The 21,818-nt window shown below is 69.9% G+C and carries 20 protein-coding genes; 9 read left to right on the top strand and 11 right to left on the bottom strand.

From position 1 onward, the window contains the following. Positions 1-82 precede the first annotated feature (82 nt). The 4 genes from murD to ACVCMB_RS16550 all read right to left on the bottom strand — a co-directional run bounded on the left by murD (position 83) and on the right by ACVCMB_RS16550 (position 7,323). The gene (gene murD, locus ACVCMB_RS16565) at positions 83-1,456 is read right to left on the bottom strand and encodes a UDP-N-acetylmuramoyl-L-alanine--D-glutamate ligase (RefSeq protein WP_447105736.1); all 1,374 of its coding nucleotides are present in this window, start codon (positions 1,454-1,456) and stop codon (positions 83-85) included. Beyond that, positions 1,456-2,784, bottom strand: coding sequence for a UDP-N-acetyl-alpha-D-muramoyl-L-alanyl-L-glutamate epimerase (murL, locus tag ACVCMB_RS16560; protein ID WP_447107192.1), 1,329 nt, complete (start codon positions 2,782-2,784; stop codon positions 1,456-1,458). Before murL ends, murD begins: the two co-directional genes overlap by 1 nt. Positions 2,785-2,906: 122 nt before the next feature. Then, positions 2,907-5,522 carry a bifunctional aspartate kinase/diaminopimelate decarboxylase gene (locus ACVCMB_RS16555; RefSeq protein WP_447110579.1) on the bottom strand — a complete coding sequence of 872 codons (2,616 nt, stop codon included), beginning with the start codon at positions 5,520-5,522 and terminating at the stop codon, positions 2,907-2,909. 283 nt (positions 5,523-5,805) lie between these two features. Continuing rightward, positions 5,806-7,323 (bottom strand): fumarate hydratase, encoded by a 1,518-nt coding sequence (locus tag ACVCMB_RS16550; RefSeq protein ID WP_447105735.1) that lies wholly within the window; start codon positions 7,321-7,323, stop codon positions 5,806-5,808. On the opposite strand from ACVCMB_RS16550, the gene ACVCMB_RS16545 reads away from it, so the two are divergent. The 6 genes from ACVCMB_RS16545 to ACVCMB_RS16520 all read left to right on the top strand — a co-directional run bounded on the left by ACVCMB_RS16545 (position 7,322) and on the right by ACVCMB_RS16520 (position 14,841). After that, positions 7,322-7,552 (top strand): hypothetical protein, encoded by a 231-nt coding sequence (locus ACVCMB_RS16545; RefSeq protein WP_447105734.1) that lies wholly within the window; start codon positions 7,322-7,324, stop codon positions 7,550-7,552. The genes ACVCMB_RS16550 and ACVCMB_RS16545 overlap by 2 nt on opposite strands. An 89-nt stretch (positions 7,553-7,641) precedes the next feature. After that, positions 7,642-9,546: a S53 family peptidase gene (locus tag ACVCMB_RS16540; protein WP_447105733.1), complete on the top strand. Its 1,905-nt coding sequence runs from the start codon at positions 7,642-7,644 to the stop codon at positions 9,544-9,546. A 101-nt stretch (positions 9,547-9,647) separates the two neighbouring features. After that, positions 9,648-10,535, top strand: a complete 888-nt coding sequence (locus tag ACVCMB_RS16535; protein WP_447105732.1) for a PhzF family phenazine biosynthesis protein — start codon at positions 9,648-9,650, stop codon at positions 10,533-10,535. 69 nt (positions 10,536-10,604) lie between these two features. Then, entirely contained in the window at positions 10,605-11,933 is a 1,329-nt protein-coding gene (locus tag ACVCMB_RS16530) for an APC family permease (protein WP_447105731.1), read from the top strand. 113 nt (positions 11,934-12,046) lie between these two features. Then, the gene (locus ACVCMB_RS16525) at positions 12,047-12,577 is read left to right on the top strand and encodes a (2Fe-2S)-binding protein (RefSeq protein ID WP_447105730.1); all 531 of its coding nucleotides are present in this window, start codon (positions 12,047-12,049) and stop codon (positions 12,575-12,577) included. Then, a complete protein-coding gene (locus tag ACVCMB_RS16520; RefSeq protein ID WP_447105729.1) occupies positions 12,574-14,841 on the top strand; it encodes a molybdopterin cofactor-binding domain-containing protein in 2,268 nt (755 codons plus the stop codon). The genes ACVCMB_RS16525 and ACVCMB_RS16520 overlap by 4 nt, the downstream gene beginning before the upstream one ends. Positions 14,842-14,847: 6 nt before the next feature. Here ACVCMB_RS16520 and ACVCMB_RS16515 read toward each other — a convergent pair whose 3' ends face one another. Both ACVCMB_RS16515 and pdxH read right to left on the bottom strand, forming a co-directional pair. Continuing rightward, positions 14,848-15,291, bottom strand: a complete 444-nt coding sequence (locus ACVCMB_RS16515; protein ID WP_447097050.1) for a secondary thiamine-phosphate synthase enzyme YjbQ — start codon at positions 15,289-15,291, stop codon at positions 14,848-14,850. Continuing rightward, a complete protein-coding gene (gene pdxH / locus ACVCMB_RS16510) occupies positions 15,288-15,875 on the bottom strand; it encodes a pyridoxamine 5'-phosphate oxidase (protein WP_395116899.1) in 588 nt (195 codons plus the stop codon). Before pdxH ends, ACVCMB_RS16515 begins: the two co-directional genes overlap by 4 nt. A gap of 212 nt (positions 15,876-16,087) precedes the next feature. On the opposite strand from pdxH, the gene ACVCMB_RS16505 reads away from it, so the two are divergent. Next, positions 16,088-16,918: a kinase gene (locus ACVCMB_RS16505; protein WP_395116897.1), complete on the top strand. Its 831-nt coding sequence runs from the start codon at positions 16,088-16,090 to the stop codon at positions 16,916-16,918. A 39-nt stretch (positions 16,919-16,957) separates the two neighbouring features. Here the strand turns inward: ACVCMB_RS16505 and ACVCMB_RS16500 are convergent, their stop codons facing one another. The 3 genes from ACVCMB_RS16500 to ACVCMB_RS16490 all read right to left on the bottom strand — a co-directional run bounded on the left by ACVCMB_RS16500 (position 16,958) and on the right by ACVCMB_RS16490 (position 18,478). Then, positions 16,958-17,161, bottom strand: coding sequence for a dodecin family protein (locus tag ACVCMB_RS16500; RefSeq protein WP_395116895.1), 204 nt, complete (start codon positions 17,159-17,161; stop codon positions 16,958-16,960). A gap of 109 nt (positions 17,162-17,270) precedes the next feature. Then, positions 17,271-17,612 (bottom strand): YbjQ family protein, encoded by a 342-nt coding sequence (locus ACVCMB_RS16495; protein ID WP_395116893.1) that lies wholly within the window; start codon positions 17,610-17,612, stop codon positions 17,271-17,273. Positions 17,613-17,644: 32 nt separating this feature from the next. Further along, a complete protein-coding gene (locus tag ACVCMB_RS16490; RefSeq protein WP_447105728.1) occupies positions 17,645-18,478 on the bottom strand; it encodes an NAD-dependent epimerase/dehydratase family protein in 834 nt (277 codons plus the stop codon). A gap of 35 nt (positions 18,479-18,513) precedes the next feature. On the opposite strand from ACVCMB_RS16490, the gene ACVCMB_RS16485 reads away from it, so the two are divergent. Then, positions 18,514-19,071, top strand: a complete 558-nt coding sequence (locus tag ACVCMB_RS16485) for a shikimate kinase (protein ID WP_447105727.1) — start codon at positions 18,514-18,516, stop codon at positions 19,069-19,071. Next, on the top strand, positions 19,068-20,186 hold the full coding sequence (gene aroB, locus ACVCMB_RS16480; protein WP_447105726.1) for a 3-dehydroquinate synthase: 1,119 nt from the start codon (positions 19,068-19,070) through the stop codon (positions 20,184-20,186). The genes ACVCMB_RS16485 and aroB overlap by 4 nt, the downstream gene beginning before the upstream one ends. 36 nt (positions 20,187-20,222) lie before the next feature. Here aroB and azu read toward each other — a convergent pair whose 3' ends face one another. Both azu and ACVCMB_RS16470 read right to left on the bottom strand, forming a co-directional pair. Beyond that, a complete protein-coding gene (gene azu, locus ACVCMB_RS16475; protein ID WP_447105725.1) occupies positions 20,223-20,837 on the bottom strand; it encodes an azurin in 615 nt (204 codons plus the stop codon). A gap of 298 nt (positions 20,838-21,135) precedes the next feature. Further along, entirely contained in the window at positions 21,136-21,762 is a 627-nt protein-coding gene (locus ACVCMB_RS16470; RefSeq protein ID WP_447105724.1) for an OmpW/AlkL family protein, read from the bottom strand. Between the last annotated feature and the right edge of the window lie 56 nt (positions 21,763-21,818).

Genomic DNA, 21,818 nt, shown 5'->3' with positions numbered 1-21,818 from the left:
TGCGCAATGGGAGCGGCGGGCCGCTTTTGCCGGTCAGGACGCGCGCACGGGCGTCGCCACGGACACGCCTGCACAGGCAAGTTCAATCGCGCCGGGCTTCTTCGATGCCAAGTCCGTCGATGCTGGCGATGCCGGCAGCATCAAAGCCGGCCAGCGTGCTGAAGCGACGGCCGCGTTCGGCGTAGTCCTTGAACTGGTCGAAGCTCGGCGCGCCCGGAGAGAGCAGGATCACGCCACCGCGCGGTGTGTGCGTCTTCGCCTCGGCGACGGCGCCGGCGAGGTCGTCGACAGGCAGGATCGGACAACGTACTTCCGCCTCGCGCAGCGCCGCCTCGATGCGCGCGCCGTTGGCGCCCATGCAGACGATCGCGTGCGCGGGCGCGCTGCGCATCGCCTCGACGAACGGCGTCCAGTCCAGGCCGCGGTCGTGGCCGCCGACCAGCACGGTCACTGTGCGGCCATGCAGGCTTTCCAGTGCAGCCAGCGTGGCCAGCGGCGTGGTGCTGATCGAGTCGTTGACCCAGTGCCAGCCGTCGTGTTCGCCCAGCGGCTGCAGCCGGTGCGGCAGCGGGCGGAAGGTGGCCAGTGCCGGCGCGGCGGCGAGCGCGTCCATGCCGATCGTTTCCAGCGCGGCCAGCGCGGCGCAGGCGTTGAGCGCGTTGTGCAGGCCGGGCGCCGCCAGCGCGACGCTGTCGAATACCGGCTGCGCACCGCGGCAGACCATGCCATCGCGCACGTGCCAGCCTTCCGGCGTGCCGAACACCAGGCGATGCGGATGCGCGGCGGTGTACTGCAGCAGATTCGGCTGCAGGCCGTTGACCAGCAGCGTGCGCGACACGTCGGCCAGCTTCAGTTTGTCGGCCACGTAGCGCTCGCGCGAGCCGTGCCAGTCCAGGTGTTCCTCGTACAGGCTGGTGACCACGCCCAGTTCCAGCGGACCGGCTTCACCGGTCTGGAAGCTGGACAGTTCGATCACCCACAGGTCCGCGTGCTGGTCGAGCAGCTCCGGCAACGGCAGGCCGATGTTGCCGGCCAGCGCGGTGCGCACGCCGAGTGCGCGCGCCAGGTGCGCGAGCAGCGCGCTGGTGGTGCTCTTGCCCTTGGTGCCGGTGACCGCGATCACGCGCGCATCCGGATGCTCGCCAAACCAAAGCGCGGTACCGGAAGTGAACCGCGTGCCTTGCGCCTGCGCGGCCAGCAACGCCGGCTTGTAGGCGGAGATGCCGGGCGACTTCACCACCACCTCGAAGCGGGCCAGCGCCACCGCATCCGGCTCGCCGACGACGATATCCAGCGCCGCGTCGAACGCACGCGCCGCCTCGACTTCGGCGGCGCTGCAGAACAAGGTCAGTGCCTGTTCCGGCAGGCGCGCGCGCAAGGCCTTGATCACCGCGTGACCTTCGCGGCCGAAACCCCAGATCGCCACACGGCGATCGCGAAGCTCGTCGAAGCGCATCAACCGATCGCCGCCAGCGCCGCCTGCAGGCGTGCCGGCACGCGGTGTTCGGGCGACGGCTGCAGCCACGGCTCCAGCGCCAGCTGCGTTGCGTCGAGCTGCGGCAGGATTTCGCTGCGGAAGCGTTCGACCAGCGCATCTTCCTGCCACTCCGGCCGCTGGCTCAGCGCATGCATCGCCGCGCGCGCCTCGGCGCCCTCGCCCACGCACTCGAACGGCTTGTGGTCCCGGTATTCCAGCAGCGCGTCGAAGCCGGCGGCCTGGTTTTCGTCATCCAGCAGGTTGCGGCCGAAGATCGCCAGCAGCCGCGGCTTGGGCAGGAACGGCGCCAGCGCGAGGAACACGAAGTGGCACTTCGGGCACTGCCCGCACCAGCGGTCGACCGGCTTCGGGCCGAGCAGCTTGAAGTTGCGGTTGCAGCTGGAGAACACGTCGAAGTACGGCGTCAGCTTCGCGAACGCATGGGTGATCGCCAGCTCAGAGTACGGCCGCAGCAGCGAGCAGTAGTCGAGGTCGCTGGCCACGTGCGTGTGCAGCCAGTCGCCCAGCAGCGTCTCGAACGCGAGGCTCTTGCTCCACTGGTGGTTCACCTGCTGGCCGTCGTATTCCAAGGTGGCAGCCGAGGCGGAACGCTCGTTGGCGAACGCGATCGAATCGTAGCCGTACAGGACCGCGGCGACGGCGAGGATCGCCGAATTCACCGCGGTCACCGGGATGTGCCCGTTCCACGCGCCGAGCCGGTTCAGCTCGAACAGGCCCGGCGCCAGTTCGCGCTGGATGTTCAAGGTGGGCAGGCCGGTCCGCTCGGCGCAGCCGGCGATCAGCGCGGAGCTGCCGACCCATGCCGCAGTCGCCTCGCCGCCGACGGACTTGATCGCCTCCACCGCCACCAGCGAATCCTTGCCGCCGCCGATGGGCACAAGGGTGCGTTTGGGCAACTCCAGCGCGCCGACCGTGGGCGTGCTGCCGCCACGCGGGAAGTTGATCCGCCCGCGCAGGTCCAGCCCGTTGCGATAGGCGAACTCGGCCAGCCCGTGCAGGTACAGCTGTTCCAGCAGTTCGGCGGTGGCATCGTCGAGCGGACCATCGGCCAGCTCGATCTTCGGCGGCACGCCGGCCTTGTAGTAGCTGACGCCGGCGACCAGGTGCAGCAGTTTCAGCGCCGCATCGAACGCCGCGCGCCGCTCGGCGGGAACCGCCGGCGCCTGCGGAAAGCGGATCGTCTCGACCAGTTCCTCGCCGTCGTCGAACGCATACGCCAGCTCGGCCACGCCGTCGGTGTAGCTCGCACGCACGAAGCGGAATACCCGGGTGAGGCGCGGTTGCATGGTGTTGCTCACATCTTTCTCCATCGCCCGCATCGTCGGGAGCGAACAGGCTGATTCTAGCTTCAGGCGGTGCCCGTTCGATGGCTTTCGCCGGCCAAAGAGCGGGACAGGCGCGCTCCGGATCAGTCGTCGATCACCACCTCGTCGGCCTCGTCGCGCAGGTTGTAATGCGAGGACATCACCTTGCCGTAGGCACCGGCCTGCGCGATCAGGATCACGTCGCCCTCGGCCGCCTCCTGCAATCGGCGGTCGGTGCCCAGCACGTCGCCGGACTCGCAGATCGGGCCGACCACCTGGTACAGCGCGGTGGCCGGCTCGCCGAGGCGGCTGAGGTTGACGATCTTGTGCCAGGCGTCGTACAGCGCAGGACGGATCAGGCTGTTCATGCCGGTGTCCACGCCGAGGTAGCGGAAGCCGCCCTTGTCCTTCAGCTGGGTCACCCGGGTCAGCAGCACGCCGGCGTCGGCGACCAGGTAGCGGCCCGGCTCCATCCACAGCTGGTACTGCGGATAGACCGCCTTGACCTCGCGCAGCGCGCGGTCGAGTGCGGCGATGTCCAGCGGCGCCTCGCCCGGATGCGCCGGCACGCCGAGGCCGCCGCCGATGTTGAGGAACACCACGCTGGCGATGCGCTCGGCCAGGCTGGCCAACTGCGCATACACCTCGCCCCAATGCGCGGCGTCGAGCACGCCCGAGCCAAGATGCGCGTGCAGGCCGCGCACGGCCACGCCATGCGCATCGGCCAGCTGCAGGAATGTCGGCAACTGGTCCAGCGGCAGGCCGAACTTGCTGGCGCTGCCGCCGGTGCGCACCTTCTCGTGATGGCCCAGGCCGCGGCCCAGATCCACCCGCAGCACGATCTCGCGGCCGCGGAACAGCTCACCCCAGTGCTGCAGCGGATGCAGCGCGTCCAGCGTGACGCTGGCGCGGGTGCCCAGCGCATGGACGTAATCCTCGCGCGGCGCGAAGTTCGGCGTGAACAGCAGCGGCACCGATTCCGGCACCACCGCGGCGACCGCGTCCAATTCACCCGGCGACACGCACTCGAACGCGAAGCCCTCCGCCGCCAGCGCGCGCAGGATCGCCGGATGGGTGTTCGCCTTCACCGCGTAGTGCAGCCGGTCCACCGCCGCCAGCGACTTCAGCTCGCGCGCCTGCTGGCGCACCGTGGGCAGGTGGTAGACGTAGCGCGGCGTGGCTTCGGCGGCCAGTTCCAGCAGGCGCGGACGCTGCGCCTGGCGCCACCATGCCGGCACGGCGGGAACCACTTCGCCGCCGCCATACAGCATCTGCCAACTGGGACCGAACAGCGCGCTGTCGTCTGTGCGCAGGGCGCCGGCGCCAATCAGCAAGTCGTGCAGATGCGGCAGCAACGCATCGACCACTTCCTCATCGACCACGAAGGTGAGATTCAGGTTGTTCGACGACTGCGAAATCATGTGCACGCGCAGCTGGCCGAACTCGGCCAGCACGCCGGACAAGGTGTGCAGCAGCGAGCGCATGCCGCGGCCGACCAGGGTGATCGCCGCGCACGGCGCGATCACCTTGACCCGGCACACCTTGGCCAGGTCGCTGGCCAGCGCGGCGATCGCGTCGGAGTCGAGCAGGTTCTCGGTGGGATCGAGCGACACGGTGACGTTGGTCTCGGCCGAACCGATCAGGTCCACCGACAGGCCGTGCTGCTTGAAATGCGCGAACACGTCGGCGAGGAAGCCGACCTGTTGCCACATGCCGACCGACTCCATCGAGACCAGGGTGATGCCCTTGCGCGCGCTGATCGCCTTGACGCTGGGTGCATGCGCGCGCACTTCCGGGCCGATCACGGTGCCGTCGAGTTCGGGCCGGTTGGTGTCCTTGATCAGCAGCGGCACGCGCGGCTCGCGCAGCGGCGACAGGCAGCGCGGGTGCAGCACCTTGGCGCCGGTGGAGGCGATTTCCTGCGCCTCCTCGTAATCCAGCCGCTGCAGCAGGCGCGCGCCGGGCACCTGGCGCGGGTTGGCGGTGAACATGCCGGCCACGTCGGTCCAGATCTCCACCCGCGCCGCCTTCAGCAGCGCGCCGAAGTACGCCGCCGAGGTATCCGAACCGCCGCGCCCGAGCAGCACGGTGCGGCCATGCGTCTCGCGCGCGATGAAGCCCTGGGTGATGAACACCTCGCCGAGCGCAGCCAGACGCGCGTTCAACGCCGGGTCGGGCTTCGCCTCGACCATCGCCGACAGCAGCCGGGTGCGCTCGTTCTGGTTCGGCAGCGCCACCGCCGCCAGGCAGTCGCGCGCGTCCAGCCACTGCGTGGGCAGGCCGCTGTGGCTGAGGAACGCCGCGCCGAGCGCGCTGGACATCAGCTCGCCGTGCGCCTGCACCTGCGCCTGCCAGGCCAGCTCGCCGCGCGCCGCGGGGCCGTCCTCGGCCAGCCGCGCCAGCTCGCCCAGCCGCTCGCCGAGCGTGTCCGGCAAGGCCAGCCGCATGTGCTCCAGCAGGTCGTAGTGGCGTTGCGCGATCGCGCCGGCCGCCGCCTTGCGCTTGTCCTGCCCGCCCTCGCCGCACAGTTGTTTCAGCGCATCGGTGATGCCGGTCAGCGCGGAAACGACGACCAGCACGCGCGCGCCTTCGGCACGGCGGCTGGCGACCAGCTCACGGATGTTCTGCCAGCGCGGCAGCGTGGCGACGCTGGTGCCGCCGAACTTCATCACGATCCAGGGAGCGTCGGCGGGCAGCGGCGCGGAGGTTGGCGAGGTCACAGGAGTTCGCTGTCAGGGGATGGTTATTCGGTCAGTGTTGCGCTGCGACATTGGAATTGCAAATGGTTTTTCGAGGACGACTCGTTTGGACGTCTAGACTGCTGTTTGCCGTATGCGGGCAGTACCCTCCGGCCCTTCCTTTGCCTTGTGCGGGGCGGCGGGCAGTGCCCGCCCTGCGGGGTGTTCGGGTTTTCGATGGAGAGCTGAGGTGATCCTGAAACTCCCTCTCCTCAATCCTCCCCCGGAGGGGGAGGAGGCAAACGCGTGCGCTCGCGCACTGCTTTTACTGCATGAAGACGGGGATCTTGCCGATCCTCGCCTGCCACTCGCGCGGACCGGTCTGGTGCACCGAGCTGCCGCCCGAGTCGACCGCCACGGTGACCGGCATGTCCTCGACGGTGAATTCGTAGATCGCCTCCATGCCGAGGTCGGCGAAGCCGACCACGCGCGAGGCCTTGATCGCCTTGGAGACGAGGTAGGCCGCGCCGCCCACCGCCATCAGGTACACCGAGCGGTGCTTCTTGATCGCCTCGATCGCGGCCGGGCCGCGCTCGGCCTTGCCGACCATGCCGAGCAGGCCGGTCTGCGCCAGCACCTGCTCGGTGAACTTGTCCATGCGGGTGGCAGTGGTGGGGCCGGCGGGGCCGACCACTTCCTCGCGCACCGGATCGACCGGGCCGACGTAGTAGATGAAGCGGCCGTTGAAGTCGACCGGCAGCGGCTCGCCCCGGTTGAGCATCTCGACCATGCGCTTGTGCGCGGCGTCGCGGCCGGTGAGCAGCTTGCCGTTGAGCAGCAGGGTCTCGCCCGGCTTCCAGCTGGCGACCTCGTCGCGGGTCACCGTGTCGAGGTTCACCCGACGGCCCTTGGAGGCGTCGTAGGTAAGCTTGGGCCAGTCTTCCAGCGACGGCGGATCGAGCATCACCGGACCGCTGCCGTCCAGCACGAAGTGCGCGTGGCGGGTGGCGGCGCAGTTGGGGATCATCGCCACCGGCAGGTTCGCCGCGTGGGTCGGGAAATCCTTCACCTTGACGTCGAGCACGGTGGTCAGGCCGCCCAGCCCCTGCGCGCCGATGCCCAGCGCGTTGACCTTCTCGAACAGCTCGATGCGCAGCTCCTCGGCGCGATTGGCGGGGCCGCGCGCGATCAGTTCCTGGATGTCGATTTCCTCCATCAGCGCCTCCTTCGCCATCAGCATCGCCTTCTCGGCGGTGCCGCCGATGCCGATGCCGAGCATCCCCGGCGGGCACCAGCCGGCGCCCATCGTGGGCACGGTCTTCAGCACCCAGTCGACGATCGAGTCGGACGGGTTGAGCATGGCGAACTTCGACTTCGCCTCGGAGCCGCCGCCCTTGGCCGCCACGATCACCTCGACGGTGTCGCCGGGCACGATCGACATGTTGACCACCGACGGCGTGTTGTCCTTCGTGTTGATGCGCTTGCCGGCCGGGTCGGCCAGCACGCTGGCGCGCAGCTTGTTGTCCGGGTCCATGTACGCGCGGCGCACGCCCTCGTTGGCCATGTCCTCCAGCGACATGGTGGCGTCGTCCCAGCGCACGTTCATGCCCACCTTGAGGAACACGGTGACGATGCCGGTGTCCTGGCACAGCGGCCGGTGGCCCTCGGCGGCCATGCGCGAGTTGATCAGGATCTGCGCCATCGCGTCCTTGGCGGCGGGTGATTCCTCGCGCTCGTACGCGGCGGCCAGGCTCTTGATGTAGTCGACCGGGTGGTAGTAGCTGATGTACTGCAGCGCGTCGGCGACGGACTGGATCAGGTCTTCTTGCTTGATGGAGGCCATGGATTCGCTGTGGGCAGACCGGGAAAACCGCCATTGTGCCGCACCGGCCACCGGCGGCAAAACCCGGCCGGGCGCAGTGCAGGCCGGCCTGCGGACGAAGGCACCCGGGCGTCTTTATCTCGGCAGGCACTTGGTACTAATCTCGCGCGAGCGGCGCAACGCCGGTCGTCAGGGGGAACTGACGACGTCGCTGGGGAAGTTGCAATTCGCACGTGAAACGCAGGGCTGAGCTTCAAAGCGCCGCCACCTTCCGTTCGTTGCCTGCCGAAAGTGCATCCGCTTTCCAGCCAGCCCTGTCCACTCCAGGGAGAAGCACTCATGCACTTCAAATTGCGCAGGAAAGTTCTCGCCATCAGCCTCGCGGCCATGCTGGCCGGTGTGGCCACCTCGGTCTCCGCCGCGGGTTTGCAGGCCGTCACCGACCAGGGCCTGGCACCCACCGACCAGAGCGTCACCGTCAGCCTCGTGCTGCGATTGCGCCACGAGGCCGAGCTTGAAAACTACGTTCGTCAGACCGCCACGCCCGGCAGCGCGAACTTCCAGACGTTCCTCACCACGGCGCAGTTCGCCGAACGCTACGGCGCCACCGATGCGCAAATCGCCAAAGTGCAGGGCTACCTGAGCCAGCATGGGCTGCAGGGCGAGCTGCTGGACAGCCACCTGGTAATCAGTGTGCGCGGCACGATCGGCCAGTTCAGCCAGCTGTTCGGCACGCCGGTGCACAACTACGTGTCGCGCAAGACGGGCCAGCGCTTCCATCGCCCGGCGCGTCCGCTGGTGATGCCGGTCGGCCTGGGCGACAACGTGATCCTGGCCAGCGGCCTCAGCAACGAGTGGCATTACGTGCCGCACCACACGTCGAAGCTGCCCGTGACCAACCTGCGGCTGGCCAACCCGCCGACCACGCTGTCGGCGCAGGCACGTGCGGCAGCGACCGGCAATCCCACCGCCACCGGGGTGCCTGGCCAGTACACCGTGGGCGACGTGGCCAACCTGTACAACATCAACCCGCTGTACCGGCGCGGCATCACCGGCAAGGGTTCGACCCTGGCCATCGTCACCCTGGCCACCTTCGACCCGTCTGACGCGGAGGATTACTGGACCGCGATCGGGCTCGACACCAAACCGAACCGCATCACCCAGGTGCATGTCGATGGCGGCGGCGGCACCAACGGCGCGGACGAGACCACGCTCGACGTGCAGCAGGCCGGCGGGCTGGCGCCGCAGGCCAACATCATCGTCTACGACGCGCCGAACGCCGGCTCCGGCTTCGTCGACGCGTTCGCCCGCGCGGTCTCCGACAACCGGGCGGACAGCATCTCGGCCAGTTGGGGTCTGGGCGAGATCTTCAACTTCGCGGCGCTGAACGTGGACGGCGCGCGCAACACCGACACCACCGACGTCGGCGACCTGCGTGCCTATCACCAGATTTTCCTGGAAGCAGCCGCGCAGGGGCAGTCGATGTTCGCCGCCAGCGGCGACTCCGGCGCCTACGACACGGTACGCGCCCTCGGCACCGGCGACGGACCGGGCGAGTTCAGCGCACCGCTCACCGTCGATGCCCCGGCGTCGGATCCGTACATCACCGCTGCCGGCGGCACCACGGTGCCGGTGAAGTTCGTCAACTCCTCCGGCCAGGTGGTGCTGTCGATCGACCAGGAGAGCGTGTGGGGCTGGGATTACCTGCTGCCGTTCGTGCCCAGCCGTGACTATGTGTTCTCGGTCGGCGGCGGCGGTGGCGTCAGCGTCTACTGGCGCCAGCCGATGTACCAGCTCTTCACCAGCGGCATGGAGCGCAGCGAGAAAAACCAGGAGCTGACCTACAACGATCCGGCCACCGGCCCGTACACCTACCTGAAGCTGCCCGGCAACTTCAAGGGTCGCAACCTGCCGGACATCTCGCTCAACGCGGATCCGGAAACCGGCTACCTGCTGGTGTTCCAGGGCGGCTTGTACAGCTCCGGCGGCACCAGCTTCGTCGCACCGCAGTTGAACGGCATCACCGCGCTGTTGCGGCAGAGCACGGGCCATCGCATCGGCCTGTGGAACCCGCACATGTACCTGCTGCAGAACCTCTTCGGCTACGGCAAGTGGTCGGCGTTCAACCGCATCAGTGCCGGCGACAACTGGTTCTACGCCGGCAATGGCCGTTACAACCCGGGCGCCGGCATCGGCACCCTGGACGTGGCCAATTTCGACACGTTCCTGCGCGTGGGCTTCTGAGCGAACGCCCCGGCCCGCGCCGAATGCGCGGGCCGGTTCGCCGGCTTGTCGGCGAACGCCATCAATGCGATCTTCCGGCGACTCCCTCCCCCGGAACTGCCATGCCAGCACGCCGTTTCCTGCAACTGGACGTTTTCGCCGACCGTCTGCTAAACGGCAACCCGCTGGCCGTCGTGGTGGACGCCGAGGGGCTGGATGGCGCAGCGATGCAGCGCATCGCGCGCTGGACCAACCTCTCCGAAACCAGTTTCCTGCTGCCGCCTACCGAGCCGCAGGCGGACTACCGCGTGCGCATCTTCACGCCGCGCCAGGAGTTGCCGTTCGCCGGCCACCCCAGTGTGGGCAGCGCGTATGCAGCGATCGAGGCGGGGCTGGTCGATGCCGGCAAGCGCAGACTGACCCAGCAGTGCGAGGCCGGCCTGCTGCCGGTGCAGGTGGTCGGCGACGGCCCGACACGGATCATCCACGTGCAGGCGCCGCCGGCCCGGTTGGGCGAGATCGATGATGCCCTGCGCGCGCAGCTCGCATCTGCATTGCGGGTGGAACTTGCGCGCGACGACGTCGTCCTGGTCGACAACGGACCGCACTGGATCCTGTGCAACCTGGGCGAGGCGGCACCGGTGCGCGCGCTGCTGCCGGACATGGCGGCGCTGGCGGCGCTGTGCCTCCGGCACGACGCGGTCGGCGTCAGTGTGTTCGGGCATGAACGTTCCGGTGTCGCGGCCATGGCGGTGCGCGCCTTCTGTCCCGCCGACGGCATCCCGGAGGACCCGGTCACCGGCAGCGCCAATGCGGCGATCATGGCGTGGCTCGGCGCGCGCGGCGATCGTGACGGCCATGGCCTGAACTATCGCGCCAGCCAGGGGCGCGAGGTGGGTCGCGACGGCCTGGTCGATGTGGCGCGCGACGCCGCCACCGGCGCCGTCACCATCGGCGGAGCCTGCGTCATCGGCGTGCGCGGCGAGCTGTTGTTTCCGGCCGCGGACTGATCACCGCCGCCTTGCCGAACGCGCGGCGCGCCGCCATGCTGTCGCGCCGCCATCCACATGACCCGACCGATGCCCTCAGCCCATCCCTCCGGCAGCTACCTGCGCAGCCTGCGCCCATGGGACGCCGCCCTGATCGTGGTCGGCGGCATCATCGGCGGCGGGATCTTCCTCAACCCCGGCATCGTGGCGCAGCGCACCGAGTCGGGGCTGGCGCTGCTGCTGATGTGGGTGGCCGCCGGCGTGCTCACCCTGATCGGCGCGCTGTGCTACGCCGAGCTCGGCGCGCGCCGGCCACACGCGGGCGGCACCTACGTCTACCTGCGCGAGGCGTTCGGGCCGCTGGCCGGCTTCCTGTTCGGCTGGACCATGCTGCTGGTGATCTACTCCGGCTCCAGCGCGGCGGTGGCGACGATCTTCGCCAGCTACGCCGCTTCGCTGTTCGGGCTGCCGCCGGCCTGGGCGCTGCCGCTGACCGTCGGCGCGCTGGTCTTCGTCGGCGGCATCAACCTGTTCGGCATCCGCCTCGGCGCGCAGATCCAGAACCTGTTCGCCCTGCTCAAGCTGCTGGCGGTGGCGGTGCTGGTGGTGTGCGGCCTGTTCCTCGCCGGCGCCGGCCACGGCCAGGTGCTGGCCGCCGATCCGGCGCGCAGCGGCGTCGGCTTCATGGGCGCGGCGCTGCCGGTGCTGTTCGCGTACTCCGGCTTCACCTACCTCAACAACCTCGCCGGTGAAGTGCGCGACCCGCAGCGCACGCTGCCGCGCGCGCTGACCCTGGGCATGCTGCTGGTGATCGGCGCCTACGCGCTGGTCAACGTGGCCTACCTCGCCGTGCTCGGTCACGCCGGGCTCGCCGCCAGCAGTGCGCCGGCGGCGGACGTGATGCAGCAGGTGGCCGGCCCGGTCGGCGCGAAGGTGATCGCGCTGGGCGTGGCGATCTCCACCCTCGGCTTCTGCAACATCACCTTGGTCGCCGGTGCGCGGGTGCTGCAGGTGATGGGCGAGGACGGGCTGTTCTTCCGCGCGGTGGCGCGGCTGCATCCGCGCTGGCGCACGCCGAACACCGCGCTGCTGCTGCTGACCGGCTGGGCCATCGTGCTGGCCCTTTCGGGCGGCTACGGCCAGCTGCTGGACTACGCCACCTTCGGCGACTGGCTGGCCTGCGCGGTGGGCGTGGCCACGCTGTTCTGGTATCGCCGGCACGATCCGGCCAACCCCGGCTTCCGCGTGCCCGGCTTCCCGTGGCTGCCGTGGCTGTTCATCGCGACGGTTGGCGCGGTGGTGGTGGCCACCCTGCTCGACAACCCGCGCAACGCGGGCATGGGCCTGCTGATCATGGCCGCGGGCATCCCGGTGTACGGCATCTGGCGCCGCCTGGGCAAGCAGCACCGCGGCGCGTGACGCCGGCCCGGCGCACCGCTCGCCGCCGTCGACGATGAACGGCATGTGGCTGCGGGGCTGCTGCGGCCACACGGCAATGCCACAATAGGCAGACGATCCGCGGAGAAGTCCCGATGCTCCAATCCCACATCCTGCCGGCCGAACCGGCCAGCGCCATCGTGCCGGAGAAGGCACGCGAGGGCATCGATGTGCAGATCAACGGCGAGCATTACCGGCACACCGGCGACCCGCAGATGCCGCTGCTGTGGTACCTGCGCGACGTGTTGCGGCTGACCGGCACCAAGTACGGCGGCGCGCACGGCGAGAACGGCGCCGACCTCGTGCTGGTGGCGGACGCGGCGGTTTCCGCGGTCACGGCGCCGATGCAGACACTGGCCGGCAAGTCGATCACCACGGTGGAGGGGCTGGCCGGCGGCGGCGACAGCCTGCATCCGCTGCAGCAGGCCTTCATCGACGAGGACGCGATCGGCTGCGGCTACTGCACGCCGGGCTGGCTGATCGCCGGCGTGGCGCTGCTGCGGCGCAAGCCCAAGCCGAGCGACGACGACATCGACCAGTTGCCCAATCTGTGCCGCTGCGGCTGCCAGACCCGCGTGCGCCGCGCGATCAAGCGGGCGGCGGCCGGCAAGGCGGGCCAGTCGTGAGCAGCGAGCGCGGCAACTCCACGATCCGCCTCGATCGCCGTCGATTCCTGCAGGTGCTGGCCGGCACCGCCGGTGCGCTGGTGGTCGGCATCCGCCTGGCCGACGCCGCCGACGCTCCGTTGCCGCCAGCGCTGCTCGGCAACGACTTCCACGACCTCGGCGCCTATGTGCGCATCGACGCCGACGGCCTGGTGCTGATCGGTGCGCGCGACCCGGATACCGGCACCGGCGTGGCCACGGCCTTGCCGCGGATCATCGCCGACGAACTCGACGCCGACTGGGAGCGGGTCCGCGTGGTTGCGTTGGGGCTGGGCGTCAGCAACGACAACGGCCGGCCGAAGTGGACCTACGGCCACCAGGTGGGCGGTACCGGCAATTCCATCCCGGCCGCGTGGCGCGACCTGCGCCAGGTCGGCGCGCTGGCGCGCTGGCTGCTGTTGCAGGCGGCGGCGCGACGGCTCGGCGTTTCCGCCAGCCGGCTGCGCTGCGATGCGGGCACCGTGATCGCGCCCGACGGGCGCCGGGCCACCTACGGCAGTCTCGCCGCCGACGCCAGCCAGGTCACGCTGCCCACGCAGGCGCCGCCGGTGAAGGCCGCCAGCAGCTACCAGCTGATCGGCCGGCCCGCCGGCGACGTGGACGCGCATGCCATCGTCACCGGCCAGGCGCGCTACGCGATCGACGAGCATCTCGGCGATGCACTGGTCGCCGTGCTGGTGCACTGCCCGTGGCCGGACGGCACGCTGGCGCGCATCGACACCGGCGACGCGCTGGCGCAGCCCGGCGTGGTCAAGGTGATCCAGCTCAAGCCCGAGCCGGGCCAGCCGCGCGGCATGACGGTGATCGCCCCGGCCGTCGCCGTGCTGGCCACCGACACCTGGGCGGCGCTGCGGGGCCGCGCCAAGCTCAAGCTCGAATGGAAGCCCGGCGCAGGCGGCGGGGAGAGCAGCAGCGGGCTGGAGCAACAGGCGCTGGCCACGCTCGCCGGCACCGATGCGCCGACCACGCGCGTGCGCGACGACGGCGACGTCGACGCCGCCGGCAAGAAAGCCGCGCGCCGCCTGCAGGCCACCTACGTGCAGCCCTGGCTGGCCCACGCCACCGCCGAGCCGATGAACTGCCTGGTGCGGCTGGACAAGGATCGCGCCAGCCTGGTGGTGCCGACCCAGGCGCCGCAGAAAGCCTGGGCGGTGGTGCAGCGCCTGACCGGGCTGCAGCCGGCGCAGATCGACATCCGCGTGCCGCGCGTGGGCGGCGGTTACGGTCGCCGGCTGGATCACGATTTCGTCGCCGAGGCGGTGATCCTGGCGCAGGCGGTCGGCAAGCCGATACGCCTGCTGTGGACCCGCGACGAGGATTTCAGCCACGACTTCTACCGCTCCGGCTGCGTGCACCAGCTAAACGCCGTCGTCGACCGCAAGCGCCGGCTGATCGGCTGGAACCAGCGCATGGTCAGCGCCTCGGCGGCGAGCCTGCGCGGCGTGCCGGAAGATCGACTGTGGCGCTCCGAGCTGCGCGCCGACCAGTTGCCCGCCGGCCTGGTGCCGAACTACCGCAGCGACTGGTACGCGCAGGCCTCGGCGATGCCGCGGGGACCGTTCCGCGGCATGCCGCATCTCAGCAACGCGTTCGCGGTGGAAAGCTTCATCGACGAGATCGCCCACCAGCTGCGCGAAGATCCGCTGAAGACGCGGCTGCGCATCCTCGGCGAACCGCGCCAGCTGCCGTTGGGCGGCGACGCCGTGCTCGACGTCGGCCGCCTTCGCAACGTGCTGCAACTGGTCGCCGACCGCATCGTGTGGAAGAACTGGCTGCACAGCATCAACGGCCTGGGCCTCGCCTGCTGGCACGTCGACGGCGCCTACGTGGCGCACGCCATCGAGGTCGCGCTGCAAGGCCAGACGCTGGTGGTCCGCCGCGTGGCGTGCGCCGTCGACGTGGGTCGCGTGGTGAATCCGCTGGGCCTGGAAGGACAGATCGCCGGCGCCACGCTGGACGCCTTGTCGCTCGCGCTGCACCCGGCGATCACCTTCAAGGATGGCCAGGTCCAGCAGCACGGCTACAAGGATTACCCGCTGGCCACCATGACCGAGCTGCCGCGCGAGGTGGAAGTGATCACCGTGCCCGGCGACCGCGACCCCAGTGGCGCGAGCTTCCTGGCGATGCCCAGCGTCGCGCCCGCGCTGGCCAATGCCGTGTTCCGCGCCAGCGCCGTGCGCGTGCGCCGGTTGCCGCTGATGAAGGAACTGATGCGGCTGCTCTGAGCGAGATCAGTCCGTCGGCATGCCCGTCACGGTCACCACCACCCGGCGCCGGTGCGCGGCGTGGCGGTGTTCCCACAGGTAGATGCCCTGCCAGGTGCCGAGCGTCGGCGCGGCGTTGCGCACCGGCACGCCGAGGCTGACCCCGGTGAGGATCGAGCGCACGTGCGCGGGCATGTCGTCGGGGCCTTCGGCGTCATGCCGGAAGAGCGGGTCGCCATCCGGCACCGCGCGGGCGAACCAGCGCTCGAGGTCGGCGCGCACGGCGGGGTCGGCATTCTCGCCGAGCAGCAGCGAGCAACTGGTGTGCGGCGTGAACACCAGCGCGGTGCCGATGCGCACCGCGCTGGCCGCGACCGCATCGGCGACTTCGGCGGTGATGTCGTGGAAGCCGCGGCCGCGGGTGTCGACCACGAACTCGCGCTGCGCCACCACCACCGCCGACGCGCTCACGGGTACAGCATCCGGGACGTCCAGGTCTGCCCGTGGCGGCTCCAGCGCACGCGCTCGTGCAGGCGGAACTCGGCGCCATACCAGAACTCGATCATGTCCGGCTCCACCAGGTAACCGCCCCAGTGCGGCGGCCGGCTGACGTTGCGCCCGGCGAACTCCTCCTCGTAGTGCTGCACGCGCCGCTCGAAGGTCTCGCGGTCGGGCAGGGTCTGCGACTGCAGCGAGGCCCAGGCGCCGATCTGGCTGCCGCGCGGGCGGCTGGCGAAGTAGGCGTCGGACTCCTCCTCCTGCAGTTTCCGCGCGACTCCCTCGACGCGCACCTGCACGCCCTGGCGCACGTGTTTCCAGTGGAAGCACAGCGCGACCTGCGCGTGCGCCTCCAATTGACCGCCCTTGTCGCTCTGGTAGTTGCTGAAAAAGCGAAAGCCGCGCTCGTCGACGCCCTTCAGGAGCACGATGCGCGAGGCAACCCGGCCGGCGCTTTCCGCGGTGGCCAGGTTCATCGCCGTGGGTTCGGGGTCGCCGCTGGCCTTGGCCTCGTCCAGCAGCCGGATGAAAGTGTCCAGGATTTCAGGTTTGAGCATGATGTGTGAAACTTCCCTTTTGCGTCGTGGCCAAAGCGCGCCATCATGGAGCGAATGAAACTGTCCGATGATAGTGCAATGATCCCCGCACCCCGCATCCCGCCCCCGGCGGCAACGGCGCGATGCTTCTCCACGCAAGGTGAAAATGGCGGCAATGGCCATGCGCCAGCCTGCCGTCGTGCCGGCCCGGGCCGGGCCGGGAGTCGCCGCCGATGATGTCGCTGGCGCAGCAGCAGAACGAGGCGCTGGCCGGACACCTTCTGGACCAGTACGCCGGGCGCATTGCGCGCTCGCGCAGGCCCTACATCCTTGGCCTGTCGGGCCTGCAGGGCAGCGGCAAGAGCACCCTGGCGCGAGTCATGAAGGCGCAGGCCAAGGCGCGCGGCTGGGACACCGAGGTGCTCTCGCTGGACGATTTCTACTACGCCCGCAGCGAGCGCGAGGCGCTGGCGCGCGACGTGCACCCGCTGCTGCGTTCGCGCGGCGTGCCGGGCACCCACGAGATCGAGCTGCTGCTGTCGGTGCTGGCGGCGGTGCCGCACGCCTCCGCGCGGCTGGCGGTGACCCATCCGCGCTTCGACAAGGGCCGCGACACGCGCCTGCCGCCCTCGCGCTGGCCGCGGATCACCAAGCGACCCGCGCTGGTGATCGTGGAGGGTTGGGCGCTGGGCATCCGGCCGCAGCCGCTGACGGCGCTGGCCCGGCCGATCAATGCACTGGAACGCGACGAGGACCCGGACGGCGCCTGGCGGCGCTGGGTCAACAAGCAGTTGCGCGGCTACCAGCCGCTATGGCGCAAGTTCGACGCGCTGATCGTGCTGCAGGCACCGAACTGGGACATCGTGCGCCGCTGGCGCGGCGAGCAGGAGGAGGAACTGGTCGCACGCCACGCCCCGCTGGCGATGGACGCGGCCAGCATGGGCCGCTTCCTGATGCACTTCGAACGCCTCAGCCGCCACGCATTGGCGACGCTGCCGGCGCTGGCCGACACGGTGGTGGAGTACGACGACGACCGCCACGTGACCGGACTCACGCACGGCTGACAGGGCAGCGTCGAGGCGCCGCCCTGACGCCGCGCGCCCTCAGTCGACGACGAAGTTGACCTTCATGTTGACGCGCCACTCGGTGACGCTGCCGTCGTCGGCGGTGACCACCTTGATCTCGTTGATCCAGGCTCCCTTGATCTTCTTCACCGATTCCCCGGCCTTGCGCAACCCGTGCTGCACGGCATCCTCGATGCCCTGCTTCGACGACGCGTTGATCTCGATGACCTTGGCTACTGACATGGCGTGAACCTCCCGTCCGGGCGTGCAAGCGGCACGCGGCGCTCCCTGTCCCGAAGCCCGAGTCTGGCCCGCACGCACGACGCGGCACAAGCCGCACCGCGTCATGCGCTCAGGCGGGCTGCACCTGCACGGCGGTGCCATAGGCCAGCACTTCGGTGACGCCCTGGGCCACGTCGTTGGCGTCGTAGCGCATCGCCACCACGGCGTTGGCGCCCATCGCGGCGGCATGCTGCAGCATCAGTTCGAAGGCTTCCTCGCGCGCCTTCTCGCACAGTTCCGTGTAGATGGAGATATTGCCGCCGACGATGGTCTGCAACGCGGCGCCGAGGTTGCCGACCACGCTGCGCGAACGCACGGTAATGCCGCGCACGATGCCGAACGAGCGCACGATGCGGCAACCGGGGATGTCGTTGCCGGTGCTGACCTGGTGATGCGGGATGGATGCAGTCATGGCGCTCTCCTGGATGGCGGGTGGAACGAAGATCAGCTGTCGAGCAGCGCGGCGTAGCCGAGGCGCGCATCCGGCCAGCGCGGCGCGAAGCCGCTGGCGCGCAGCCGCGCATTGCTCAGCCGCTTGCTGCCGATGCCCGGCGGCGGCGCGCCGGCGGCCGGCGGGGGTACGCCGAGCAGTCGCGCCAGGTGATCGTGCAGCACGTCGAGCGGCAGCGGGGTGTCGTCCACGCCGAGATAGCACGCCTGCGGATCGGGCAGCGCCAGCAGGTGCGCGATCGCCGCGGCCGCATCGTCCACATGGATGCGATTGGCCCAGTGCGGCGCGGCCCGCGGCACCTGCACCGTGCCGGCGCGCAGGCGCTCGAACAGCTGGGTTCGCCCCGGCCCGTACAGCCCGGCCAGGCGCAGCACCACCGAGCACACCGGTTGCGCGGCCAGCCAGCGCTCCGCCTCGAGCAAGGTGGCGCCGTTGAAACCGGGTGGGGCGGGCGGCGTGTCCTCGTCCACCCAGTCGCCGTCGTGCGCGCCGTACACCGCGCTGGAGGAAACCAGCAGCACACGCTGCAACCTGCCATCGTCGAGCGCGGCCAGCAGATGGCGCAGCCCGTCGACGAAAGTCGCGCGATAGGCTGCCGCGTCGCGGTGGTCCGGCGTGGGCAGGTAAACCAGCTGCGTGAATGCGCGCGGCAAGGCGGCGAGGCTGTCCGGCCGGGTGAGGTCCGCCTGCAGCCAGCGGATGTCCGGGCCTCCTGCCACAGGCGGGTGCCGGCGCAATGCCCATACCTCGTCACCGCGCCCGCGCAGCCGCTGCGCCACGCGCAGACCGAGATCGCCACAACCGGCCAGCAGTACCCTTTCGCTCACCGCAGCCCTCCTCCGGCGCCTGTTAGCATCAAGCCATGAATCCGTCGTGCAACCTGTTCATCGTCGGTCCGACCGGTGCCGGCAAGACCTCGGTCGGCAGGCGGCTCGCCGTGCATTATGGGCTCTCGTTCATCGATCTCGACCAGGAGGTCGAGCAGCATTGCGGCGTGGACGTGAGCACCGTGTTCGAGGTCGAGGGCGAAACCGGCTTCCGCCAGCGCGAGAGCGCGCAGCTCGACGCGCTGAGCCAGCGCTGCGGCATGCTGCTCGCGACCGGCGCGGGTGCCGTGCTGGCGAGCGACAACCGCCGCTGGCTGAGCCAGCGCGGTTTCGTGGTGTGGCTGCAGGCCAGCGTGGAGCAGCAACTCGAACGCCTCGAACGCGACCATCGTCGCCCGCTGCTGGCCGTGCCCGACCGCCTCGCGCGCCTGCAGGCGATGGCCAGCGTGCGCGAGCCGATCTACCGCGAACTTGCCGACCTCGCCGTGCCCGGCCACCATGGCAGTGTCGGCGCCGCCAGCGAGCGCTGCATTGCCCTGATCGATGCGCACTGGCAACGCGCCCCTCTTTCCTGTCCCCCGCACCACGCATGAACAAGCCGCCCCTGCACAGCATCAACGTCTCGCTCGGCCTGCGCAGCTACCCGGTATGGATCGGCAGCGGGCTGCTCGACGATCCCGCGCGCTGGCGCCCGTTGCTGCGCGGGCGCCATGCGCTGGTGGTCAGCAATACCACGGTGGCGCCGCTGTACCTGCCGCGGGTCGAGTCGGGGCTGGAGGGTTTGCACTGGTCGTCGTTCCTGCTGGACGACGGCGAGGTGCACAAGAGCTTCGCCAACGTCGGCCGCGTGCTGGACGCGCTGGGCCAGCTCGGCGCCACCCGCGACGCCTGCGTGATCGCACTGGGCGGCGGCGTGGTCGGCGACCTCGCCGGCTTCAGCGCCGCCTGCTGGATGCGCGGCATCGACTTCATCCAGATGCCGACCACCTTGCTGGCGATGGTCGACTCCTCGGTCGGCGGCAAGACCGGGGTGAACCTGCCGGTGGGCAAGAACCTGGCCGGCGCCTTCCACCAGCCGCGCGCGGTGATCGCCGACATCGACACGCTCGCCACCCTGCCCGCGCGCGAGTACCGCGCCGGCCTCGCGGAGGTGGTCAAGGGCGCAGCGATCGGCGACGAGGCGTTCTTCGCGTGGCTGGAGCAGCACGCCGACGCGCTGGCCGCACGCGACGTCGACACCGTGCTGGAGGCCATCGCGCGCAAGGTGCAGTACAAGGCCGGCGTGGTGGCCCGCGACGAGACCGAACAAGGCGAACGCGCGCTGCTCAATTTCGGCCACACCTTCGGCCACGCGCTGGAAACCGCGGGCCACTACGCCAGCCTGCTGCACGGCGAGGCGGTGGCGATCGGCATGCTGCTGGCCGCGCAATTGTCCGAACGTTCCGGCATGAGCGAGCCGCGCGACACCGCGCGACTGCAACGCCTGCTGCACGCACTCGGCCTGCCGCTGGCGATCCCGCCGGACATGGATACGGAGCAGTTGCTGCAGTGGATGCGGCTGGACAAGAAGAACACGGCCGGCCGGTTGCGCCTGATCCTGTGGCGCGGCATCGGCCGCGCGGAGATCGTCGGCGCGGTGCCGGAACGCGAGGTCGCGCTGACGCTGGACGCCGCCATGGCTAACGGGCGGCAAGTCCCTGCGAGCTGACCGCGCCGGGTTCGCACGGAACCCGGCGCAGACACGTCACTGCACGCTGATCGTGCCCTTCATCAGCGCCGAGTGACCCGGGAAACTGCAGAAGAACACGTACGGGCCGCCACTCTGGATCTTGCTGACCGGGAAACTCACCGAGGTGGTTTCGCCACCGCCGATCAGCTTGGTGTGCGCGATCACGCGCGAGTCGCCTTCCTTGACGTAGCCGGCGGCTGCGCCCGCGGCCACGCCGTCGGCGTCCACGGCCTGCAGGTCCGACTGCCTGGCGATCACCACGTCATGGCCCATCGCAGTGACCGGCATGGTGCCAGTGTGCTTGAGGGTGATCTTGAAGTCCTTGCACGACGACGGCACCACGATGGACGACACGTTGTACTGCATCGCATCCGAACCCTCGATCTCGGTGGCGCAATCGGTGACCACCGCAGCGCCCTTGCTGGTGTCCATCGCGGACACGGCCGGCGCAGCGGCCATGCCGGCGGTCGCCGCCGGCGCGGGCGCCATCGTCACCGGTGCCTCGCCCGGGGCCGTGGTGGCGGACGGCGTCGGAGCCGATTCGGGTGCCTTCGGCGAGGACGAGTTGTCGCTGCAGGCGGCCAGCGCCAGCGCACAGGCAGCCGCAAGCAGACTCAATTTCACGTTCATCGACAGTTCTCCTGCGTTGCAAAATTGCATCATCGGCCGGCGAGGCTCTGCATCCCGTGAAGACGGGCCCGCACCAGGTCGGCGTCGATTCGCCGACGACGACCTGGCGTTGCGGGTGCGCTGTCGGGCCGCGACGGCGGCAGCTTGCGGATTTACGCGCCGGAACGGCCCGCCGGCACGACGCGGACGACCAGCGCGTCGGAGTCGGCCGGCGAGATGGTCGGCGTGCGGGCCATGCCCCACGTGCGTTCGCGTGCACCGCGCGTGCAGGGTCGAGCGGTTTCGTGCAGCGGAACCGTCAGAAGCTGTAGCCGACGCTTATGCCGTAGATCCAGGGATCGACCTTCGCCTTGCCGATGCCCGCCCCGTTGAGCCTCACGTCGCTGCTCCAGTCGAGGTACTTCGCATCGGCACGCACGAACACGTTCGACGTGGCGTGGAAATCCAGGCCCAGCTGCCCGACGACACCGCTGCCGTCCTTCACGTCCAGGTTCGTGCCCGCGATGGGGCCCGTGGTGCGCTCGTCGCTCACGTTCACCCAGCCATAGCCCAGGCCGACGAAGGGCTGCCACGCCTGGTCGGCGAGGAAGTGGTACTGGGCGGTGAGCAGCAGCGGCATGTGCTTGATGGTGGCGGACTTCGCGCCATCGAGCTTCACGTCGTGCTCGAACTTCACGAGCGGCAGCCACAGCTCGGCGCCCCAGTTCGGCGCGAAGCGATAGCCCAGCGTGAGGGTCGGCTCCCAGTCATCGCCGATGCTGGACTGGAAGGCGCCCGCCAGCACGCCGTTGTTGCTCTTGGGTGCGACACCGCTGTAACCCACCGCGCCGTAGAAGCCTGGCGCGCTGTAATCCTGGGCCCGGGCACTGCCGGCACCGGCAACAGCCAAGGCGCAAGCGGCGACGATCAGGGGGAAAACTTTCATGTTGGCATCTCCAATAGGGGGACAAACCGGTTCGAGACCCTCGAGCAGAGAGTCCT

Source organism: Rhodanobacter sp. UC4443_H10, assembly GCF_052978325.1.
This window is presented reverse-complemented; position numbering and strand designations above follow the sequence as displayed.